Below are 8,857 nucleotides of genomic sequence, written 5' to 3' on the forward strand. Positions count from 1 at the left end.
CCGGAGGCGGCCCGCGGCCGGGCGTAAGTGGTGGCGGCCACCAGCGCCTACCCCGGCGCCGACCGGCGCGAGGCCGACCTGGAGGGCGCGCCCCCTGCAGGGGGCGCGCCCGGACGCGGCCACCAGCTGGCCCTCGCCGTGGGAGGCCGGCGTGCGCCGGGCCTCGCTGCTGGAGGGAGAGGAAGGCGTCCTCGTCATCGAGGCGGAGCCCCACGACAGCGCCGTGCCCGCCGATGCCTGAGCCCTGCCCCGGGCGGCGGCCGGGCGCCGCGGAAGACCAATGCCGGCGCGGCCGGGCCCGGTCCGCCGCTGCGGACCGCATCACCTCGTGCAGGCTCCCTGCCGCCCCGGGCCCTGGCGGATCCGGGCGCGCAGTGGTCCGGTTCCTGCCCACGGCGAGGCGCCCCGCAACTGGTCTAGTCCGCGCAGAGGCCCGAGGAGGGCGGTGAAGTGCATATATGTACGGTCCCCGGCGGATGTGGTCTAGCTCCGGCCGAGCACTTCGGACCGTTTCGAAAGCAGTCTTGTCCGTACCGGGGCCGCTTCCGATCGCCGGCCCGGGCAGCGGGCCGCGCCGCGCGAGTGACGTCGGACACACAGAGGCGCGGGGGCCGGGGAAGGGGCCGTGCGTTGTTCACAGATGCCTGGGGGCGCCGGGAGCCGCACGAGCGTACGCCCGGTGACAGTTCGAAGGCCCCCCGCGCGGAGCGGGGGGCCCTAAGGAGCACTCAGGCCTTGCGATGTCTCCCTGTATACGGGCCAGTTGGCGCTGGCCCGCGGTCCCATGGTGTCGCCTGGCGCATGCGGAGTGTGAATGTTGCGCGGTCATGCTCAACGCCGGTGAACAACCCGAACAACGAAATAATACGTCTGAGCTGGGAACTTGCCGATTCCCCGGGTTGTTCGCGAAGCGTTGTCCATACACCCGAACGAGTAAAGGAATTATGGCAAAGGGGACTTAACCGTATGAACGTGCGACGAGGCCCGCCGCGGTCCGCGGTACCAGATGCCCGTTGTTCACGCCCTGCTTGCCATACGTGTCCCGCGGATCCGCCATTGTCCACGAACGCGCCAGCCCAGCCGGTGAGCTGACGGCGTGCCACCTCAGCGCCCCCGTGGGGCAGACTTGGTCCCACGCGCACGCAAGGCCCCCGGTGACCACGAGTGACCGCCGCAGAACGGGAGTTGGCGCTCCCCTTCTCGGTATCGGGCCGCATGCACGCCAATTGAATACGCACCATGCACCACCGAGCACTCAGGCCGCTCGTCCCAACGCCCGCTCCGGAGATCCGGAGCGGGCCGCGGGGAAGGACTGCTCCGCCCCGGAGCAGCCGTCGCAGGGCCTTCTTGCGGGCCCTCGGACACGAGAGAAAGACATGCCTCCCATGAAGCGCACACCGCGCCGTCCCTACGCCCTCGCGGCGTTCACCGCCAACGGCATCGGCGCCGCCGCCGGCCTCGTCACGCAGTCCCTGGTCTCCGACCCGGTCACCAGCGCCCTGGTCGGCGCGGTCGTCGCGGGCACCGTCGGCGACCTCCTGCTCCAGACCGCCCACGCCCGGGCGGCCGCGGTGCCCGGACCCCACGCGCGGCCCCCGGCCGCCGCCGACGACCGGGAGCACCCCGGGGCACCCGCCCGGCTGGCACCCGGCGAACTGCCCGCCGGCGCAGCACGCCCGCACCGCCCGCGCCCCGGCTACAGCCGCTGCACCGGCGAGGCCCGCCGCGCGGAGGCCCCCCGCACGCCGCGGCCGGCGGGCGGCGGCGCGCGCCTGCCGCAGCACCCCCGCCACCGCAACCTGCACCGGGCCGCCCAGCGGTTCGCGCACCGCGCCCGCTCGCGCAACACCGGCACCGAGGCGTCCGGGAGCGGCCATGGCGCGGCCTGAGAAGGACATCCCGGCCACGTCCCCGATGGAGGTGGCCGAGCTCGCCCGCGAACTGCGGGCGCTGCGCCAGAGCAGCCGGCTGACCTACAAGCAACTCGCCTCCCAGTCCCACTACTCTGCGGCCGCCCTGTCCACCGCCGCCTCCGGCACCACCGTGCCCAAGTGGGAGCTCGTGGAGGCCTACGTCCGCGGCTGCGGCTTCACCGGGGGGCTCACCTCATGGAGGCGTCTGTACCAAAACGCCCAGGCACGAGCGAAGGCCGAAGCGGCCGCCGGTGCGAGCACCGTGGCCCCGCCGGAGGCGCGCGCGGCAGACAACGGGTTCGACGAGCGGGGCGAAGCACATCAGCCGCACCAGCCGCGCCTGCTCCGCCGCAAGGTCACCGGGCAGGTCGTTCCCGCACAGTCTGACGGGCTGCTCGCCCTGGTGCAGCAGTTCATGGACGCCCACATTCAGCTGGACGCCCGCAACGCGGACGACGCGCAGCGGGTCAGCAGCCTGACCACCGACCACATCCACACGGCGCTCGCGCTGTGCACGGTGCCCGAGGACGTCCTGTCCGTCATGCGGGAGCTCGTCGCGACCAAGGGCCTGACCATGGGCGACCTGGAACGCCGCAGCCGCAGGATCTACCAGATCAGCGGTGCGACGTTCGCCCACGTGCTCAACGGCAACGAGCTGCCCACCACGGAGTGGCTGAAGATATTCCTGTCCGCGTGCGGCGTCGAAGAGGAGAAGACGCTGATCTGGCACTACACGGTGACCCGCATCAAGATCGCCCACCTGCGCCACCGCACGACCCCGCCGCCCCTGATCGCCGCGGCGGAACCGGAACGCACCGCCTGGTACCGGGACCGGCCCTCCATGTCGGTGGGCATGGTCGTCGTCTTCATGGTCATCTTCACCGTGATCCAGCTGGTCGGCCGCAGCAGCTGACCGCACTGCCCAGGGGCCCGGACCGCGCGACAGTCCGGGCCCCCGGCGTGCCAGGAGCCCGTGCGGCATTCACCTACCCGATCGACGAGGCGATGAGGTCGCACTCCCTGCCGGCCTGGCCGTCGACGAAGGGCGCCGCCTCTGCGCGAGTGCGGCGCGCACCGCCCATGCCCTCACCAGGCTGTACCCATTGCTGCAACCACCAGGTACGCGCGAGCACACCCGGGTAAGCGTTCCTGGGGGTGCAGGCCTGCTGTGTTGGAACGGGGCGAGGCGGTCCGGTGTCCGCAGGCTAGGATCCGTGTCGTGGGCGGTTTGGTATGTCCAGTTTTACCGCCACCAGCCTCGCCTCCAACCGCCAACTCGTCCGACGCGGCCTTGCTCTTGGCTGCAGCTCTCCACCGACCACCGGTGGAGAGCTGCCAGGTTGGGTGCATCGCGCCGATTCGAGCGAGTGGGACAGTCTGCTTAGGACGAGGGACAGGAGCGGTCGTGCGCCGCCACAGCCCGGGTCACGATCTGGTCGCTCCGGACACGCAGGGTGCTTTCTGCCAGCACCGACGAGTCTTGCGCCCTTTGCGGGTCCCACAGCCACGTCTCATCGCCAGACACGTCGAACGCCACCACGGGGTGGCCGGTGGGCAGGGGGCCTGGTTGCACTGCTGTGTCCTTCTCTAGCGGGCTGACGCAGACCCGCCGAGCGCTGATGCCGTAGAAGGAGGACAGATCGTGACCGGCCGAAGCCTGTGCGGCCGTGCGTTGAGCGGCGGTGTTGGCAGATGACAGCCCCAGCACCATCGCTGCCAGCATCATCAGTGCGGTAAACACCCCGATGACAAGCACGCAGTACGCCATCGACCCAGTGATCCAATAGGCGTGACGCGCCCAGCCAGCCATAGCCAGCCCACACAGAGCCGCGCCGATGCACAGGCCGGCCAGCTTCACACCGGCGAAATACATCCAGACCGCATCGGCGTTGACGGCCGACAACGGAACCCCGAACAACTCGGTGATGTAGATCCCTTGCAGCAGCCGCCCCATCCAGGGAAGCACCCACGCCATGGGTAGCGCGGCGAGTGAGAGCAGGGCGACGGCGTTGCGGGAAAGCCAGCTCTGCCGTACCGCGCACCAACAGCCACGCAGCACCACCAGCAGAACGCCCAGCAGGACGCAGCCCTGCCATACCGCGTCCAGGCCTCCGGCTTGCAGCACCGTTACCCGGCCGGCATAGCCGGTCAGCGCGGCACCACCGACCAAGGCTAGCCCGCACCCCCAGACAATCACCCGGGAGTGGCGTTCCCGGTCGGCGACCCATGGTCCCAGCCACCACGCCGCCGCGGGCAGCAACGGCGTCAACGCGATTTGCCACCACAGACCCAGCCCCGCCGCCACGTAGCCCATGGCCATCATGAGCCCGCCCACAGCCATACGGAACAGCCCTCGCCTCCGCCGCTGCCCGGACGCACCTTCCTGGCTGCGTAGGGCGTCGGAGGAGGCAAGACCGGGCCGCACATCATGCAGCGGCTTGGCGCATCCACACGGAGCTCGGAGGATGGACCGCTCGAGTAGACGCAAAGGCGTCATTCGCCCTGACCCTCGAATCGGCTGCCGCTGCGGGCATCATCGCCTTGTCCAGCGACGACCACGTTCTTGCTCACCTCGGCAGTTGGGGCGCTCGCTCCCTGCTGTGGCTCGGAACATTACTCATTCTGGCGGGTGCCATCTTCGCGATGCTGGTCGTCGTACCCCGCCTCCGCACTTCCAAGGTTAAGGCGGAAGCACCGAACAACTTCATCTACTTCGGGCACCTGATGCACCGCGAGGCGAATGAGCTGACTACCGCACTGAAACAGACCGACATCCTTCCGGTCCTCAGCCGCCAGCTCATCGTTATGAGCGAAATTGCGTGGAAGAAGCATCGGCACGTGCAGCTCTCCTTCGTTCTCTTCGGTCTGGGCTCGCTGGTGGTGTTCCTTGCGGGAGTCGCTGGCTGATGGGGTGAACACTGGATCGCAGGCCGAAGGGATCGTCTAGGAAACGCGAACCGAGAGGTCCCGGGCCCCAGGGCGTAGGGCTGGGACCTCTCGGAGTTTCACCTTTGCCTGGCTCGACCCTCTACCGGCACCCCTCAGGCCCAGGTGATGCCAAGCCTGGCCAACTCGGCGCGCTGCGGGTTGGTGAGCTTGTCCCGCCTGGCCTTGGTGTTGCTCAGAAATACGCCAAGCCGGACGGATACCGGTTCAGTCTCGCCGTCGACCGCGATTTCTTCGCTGTGCCCGCGCGGGACGCTGGTCTTGCCCTCCCGTGCGATGTACTGCTCGAGTGCCGCTACGCCGCGGGTGAAGGCGGCCGACGTCTTGGCCGGACCGTCGGCCGCACTTTTCTCGGCCGGGGCCGTAGCAGGCCGCTCGGCGAGCTGTACGCCCAGCGCGGTCAGCCGCGCCTGCTGCTCGGTCGACAGCTGCGCCCAGGTGACCGGGTGTTTCTGCTGCTGGAGCCACTTGCCGATGTCGTCGCCGTCCATCCGTACGCCCGGCTGGATGTCGAAGAGCACGCCGTCGGCGTCGACCAGGTCGGCGAGGAAGCGGTGGTGCCGTTGCCAGTCCAGGGGCCAGGGGCAGTCCCAGTCTGAGTCGATCGCCGTCAGCTACTCCGTTCCGGGTCCTTGCCCAGGCCGTTCTTCGCGCCCTTGCGCCGGAGGTTGGCCAGGTGCTGCCCGATGGGCACCATCGCCTTGCCCTCGCCCCACACCGTGTCCTGACGCGGCGCGAGGTGCCCGTTGGTGCGCCGGTAGGAGCGGAGCGCGGCGAGCTTGCTCTCCCATGCCTCCTCGCCCGGCTCCCAGACCATCCCGGCCTCGGGTGCGTCCAGCAGGCTCTTGCGCTGTTCCTCCAGCTCACCCGCCCGCAGGGCCTTCCTCTGCTGGTGCACCCACCGCCCGAGGGGGAAGGCCTTTGTGACGCCGACTTCGACCTCGACGTCGTAGGGCACGGCGTGCACGCCGGTGATCTCGTTCTCCGCCCGCCAGCGCAGCAGGGCTTGGTAGCCCTCCAGCCGCACCAGCGACTCCCCCGGCCGGTACACCCGTGTCCGCAGGAACGCCGCGATCGTCGCCGCGTCGCGCGGGCTGGAGAAGTGCAGCAGCGCGGACTCGGCAGCGGCGTCGGTGTCGTCCTGCTCCTGGTCGGCGCCCTCGCTCTCGTCGCCAGCCCCGACGATCCGTCCGTCCTCATCGCGCTGGACGTGCACCTTGCGCTTGCCGCTGGTGAGCGCGCGGGAGGCGAGCTGCTCGACCAGACGTTCATCATGCGAGCGCAGACCCTGGAGGACCGCTACAAGAGGGCGGAAGCTGGCGCTGGCGACCATGTCGGTCGGGTCCTCGTTCGGCTCCAGGAACACCGGCACGATGATCCTGGCCACCTTGGTGGAGCCGTCCCTGTTGAGCCGCAGCGCACGGCCGATGTTCTGCACGATCTCCACCTGCGAGCCGCGGGTGTCCGCGAAGCACACCGCCTCCACGCCCCGCTCGCCGGTGATGTCCACGCCCTCACCGAGCACGCGAACGGCGGTTGGCCTCGGGGCCCGGCGGCTGTATGTGTGCGGGGGGTGACGTAGCGTGTGGGCATGTCCATGCCTCCGTCTCCCTCTGGTGGGTTCGGTCCTGTTCCGCCTGTCTACGGGCAGATACCGCTGCAACCTCCCCCCGCCCCTGCCCCTGCTCCGTTCCCGCAGCAGGGGCCGCCGTACGGGCTGCAGCCCTATCCCGTACCGGCGTCCTGGGGTGCCCCGCCGCCGCCGGGGCGCAGGACGGGCAGGGTGGTCGCGGTGGTCGGGGCGGGTGTGCTGGTCGTGGTGTTGGTGATGGTGGGGTTTGCGGTGTTCGGCGGGGTGGGGTTCCCGGAGGCGAAGTACCGTCTGCGGGTGCCGGCGGAGCTGGCCGGGGGGACGTTCGAGCTGAGCGCGGATCTTTCGGGCACGGAAGGGCGGCGGATCGTGGAGGAGAACCGTAACCGCAGCCATGTCCGTAATCCGACGGCTGTGGTGGGCAGTTACACGGGCGCGGGGGAGCAGGACGGCAGCAGGCTGGTGGTCTCGGGCCTGTACGGGCGGTTCAGGAGTCCGGCGGAGACCCGGGACGACATGCTTGAGGGTGCAGATGAAGCCGAGGGCGCCACGGTGGCCGTGCCCGCCCGCGATGTGCCCGTGCGGGGTTCGCAGGTGACGGTGGAGTGCATGGTGCTGACGTCGGAGCAGGACGGGATGCCACGCAACGTGCCGATGTGCGTGTGGGCAGATGACAACACCTCGGCGTCGGTGGGTGTGGTCACCGACGAGAACGTGTACCAGGACCCAGACAAGGTGGACTTGGAGAAGGTAGCGCGCATCACGCTGCAGGTACGCGAGGAGATGCGCGAGCCCATCGGCTGACGAGCGCAGGATATGCGACACAAGGAGCGACCTGGTGGTGCAGCGCAGGCCGAGCGCTCCGCCGAGACACGCCATGACTCCCTCTATACGGGCCAGTTGGCGCCGGCCCGCGGCCCCGTGGTGGCGCCTGGCGCGTGCGGGGGATCATTGAGCTCGGGGAATTGTGGTCCTGCCGTCCGCTTCCCAGAGCCGTCTACTGGTAGGCCTGCTGCAGTGCGTAGATGAAAAAGATGACTACGGTCAGCGGGATCACGACGACTGCGCTGCCCAGCACGACACCGGCCCGGGCCCGGGAGGGATCGGCTTCCTCCTGGTCCCGCATTCTGCGCAGAGCGAGGAGGCCGCAGACGACCGCGGAGATTCCCACGGGTACGACGAAGTACACGGGAAGAAAGAGGATCCATCTTGCGACCGGGACGGGCTCCAGCAGCAGGGGACTGAACAGCATTGCGATGGCGGCAATCGCCTGGACGAGTGACGATGTACGGGGTGACGGCTGCCGCGCCGCTGTCTGCTCATCCGTTTCAGCTGCCTGCTCAACGCTCATGCGTGAACGGTAGGCGGCAACTGCCGCGCTCCGCCTGGGCGCGAGTACCTACCTCGCCCTGAGTAGCCGCTTATCGACGCGTGGGCGCGGGGGCCGGGAGCGCGAGGTCCGGGGCCGCCCTGCGCCGTAGACCGCAGGTCCTGCGGCATCCGCTGGCTGGCAAGTGGCATGGGCGGTGATGGTCCGGAGTGGGGGAGAGACGTCAGCCGAGGAAGGCCGTGGCGGGGGAGTTCGCGATCGCTGGGAGGGGCTGACCGGTGTTGTGAAGCAAAGTATCCGCCTCTGGAGAATGACGCACAGATTCGTGAGGCTGCGAGCTTGGGGCAGGCCATGGGTTGCTTTCGGTGGCGAACTCGCCGGACAGCAGGGTGTAGGTCGGGGTGGCCGCTTTCATGCTGCGCTAGGGTCCGGGCGTGAGGTGGGGCAGGAGAGTCGGGAGGGTAAGGCAGTGCGGCTGGTGCGGTGAGCAGGTCGAGCAGACCGGGCGTTGGCGCAGACGCAGGTACTGCTGCCGCAGTCATCATCTGAAGGCCAGCGCCCTGGCCCGGGTGCTTGACGCAATCGGCTTCTGGACTGGCTAGGCCCCTGGCAGGGAGGGGCGGCCCGGGGTCCGCCTGCTCCGCCCGGAGGGCGGCTGACCGGCCTCTGGCCAGGGGTTGGCCCGGAGGGCCAACGCCCCCTGCTTTTCCGGGAGTTCGCTTTTCCCTCCCGGAAAAGGTATAAGCTGTTTCCAGTCCAGGGAATTGGAAATTCCCTGGTTGATTCCCGGAGGGAATCACACCCGACCGGGAGGCGCACTCCAGGAAATGACGGCCAGTCAATTCCGCATGGAGTACAGAGTATTGGGAATTACGCCCGGAGGGTGGAATTCTTTTCGACTGGAAGTCGAATCAGTTATCGAAAAGGCCCGGAGGGCCATTTCGATAACTCCCGCCCGGAGGGCGGCAATTCGCGCGGAGACGCGCGAAAGGAGAATCCGGAGGATTCGAGTATTCGGCTGCCGGAGGCAGAGCGAAGCGGTGCGCGGCGGGCGAGCACGCCACGATCATGCACTGG

At 69.2% G+C, this 8,857-nt stretch carries 6 protein-coding genes and 2 pseudogenes; 5 read left to right on the forward strand and 3 right to left on the reverse strand.

Features of this window, described 5'->3' with window-relative positions; genetic code table 11:
* From ABZ906_RS45865 to ABZ906_RS45875, 3 genes and pseudogenes are all read left to right on the forward strand, one after another.
* A pseudogene (locus ABZ906_RS45865) lies at window positions 1-241 on the forward strand (hypothetical protein); the annotation flags it as partial.
* 1,144 nt (window positions 242-1,385) lie between these two features.
* Window positions 1,386-1,889, forward strand: a complete 504-nt coding sequence (locus ABZ906_RS45870) for a hypothetical protein (protein ID WP_361393262.1) — start codon at window positions 1,386-1,388, stop codon at window positions 1,887-1,889.
* A complete protein-coding gene (locus ABZ906_RS45875) occupies window positions 1,876-2,826 on the forward strand; it encodes a helix-turn-helix transcriptional regulator (protein ID WP_361393263.1) in 951 nt (316 codons plus the stop codon). Before ABZ906_RS45870 ends, ABZ906_RS45875 begins: the two co-directional genes overlap by 14 nt.
* Window positions 2,827-3,294: 468 nt before the next feature.
* Here ABZ906_RS45875 and ABZ906_RS45880 read toward each other — a convergent pair whose 3' ends face one another.
* Window positions 3,295-4,248 (reverse strand): hypothetical protein, encoded by a 954-nt coding sequence (locus ABZ906_RS45880; RefSeq protein ID WP_361393265.1) that lies wholly within the window; start codon window positions 4,246-4,248, stop codon window positions 3,295-3,297.
* 206 nt (window positions 4,249-4,454) lie between these two features.
* Here ABZ906_RS45880 and ABZ906_RS45885 point away from each other — a divergent pair, with 206 nt between their 5' ends.
* On the forward strand, window positions 4,455-4,820 hold the full coding sequence (locus tag ABZ906_RS45885; RefSeq protein ID WP_361393267.1) for a Pycsar system effector family protein: 366 nt from the start codon (window positions 4,455-4,457) through the stop codon (window positions 4,818-4,820).
* Window positions 4,821-4,954: 134 nt separating this feature from the next.
* Here the strand turns inward: ABZ906_RS45885 and ABZ906_RS45890 are convergent.
* Window positions 4,955-6,393, reverse strand: a pseudogene (locus ABZ906_RS45890) (Helicase associated domain protein); the annotation flags it as partial.
* 249 nt (window positions 6,394-6,642) lie between these two features.
* Here ABZ906_RS45890 and ABZ906_RS45895 point away from each other — a divergent pair.
* Window positions 6,643-7,254 (forward strand): hypothetical protein, encoded by a 612-nt coding sequence (locus ABZ906_RS45895; protein WP_361393268.1) that lies wholly within the window; start codon window positions 6,643-6,645, stop codon window positions 7,252-7,254.
* 193 nt (window positions 7,255-7,447) lie between these two features.
* Here ABZ906_RS45895 and ABZ906_RS45900 read toward each other — a convergent pair whose 3' ends face one another.
* Window positions 7,448-7,801, reverse strand: a complete 354-nt coding sequence (locus tag ABZ906_RS45900) for a hypothetical protein (RefSeq protein ID WP_361393270.1) — start codon at window positions 7,799-7,801, stop codon at window positions 7,448-7,450.
* Window positions 7,802-8,857 lie beyond the last annotated feature (1,056 nt).

The organism is Streptomyces sp. NPDC046925, assembly GCF_040644915.1.
GTDB lineage: Bacteria > Actinomycetota > Actinomycetes > Streptomycetales > Streptomycetaceae > Streptomyces.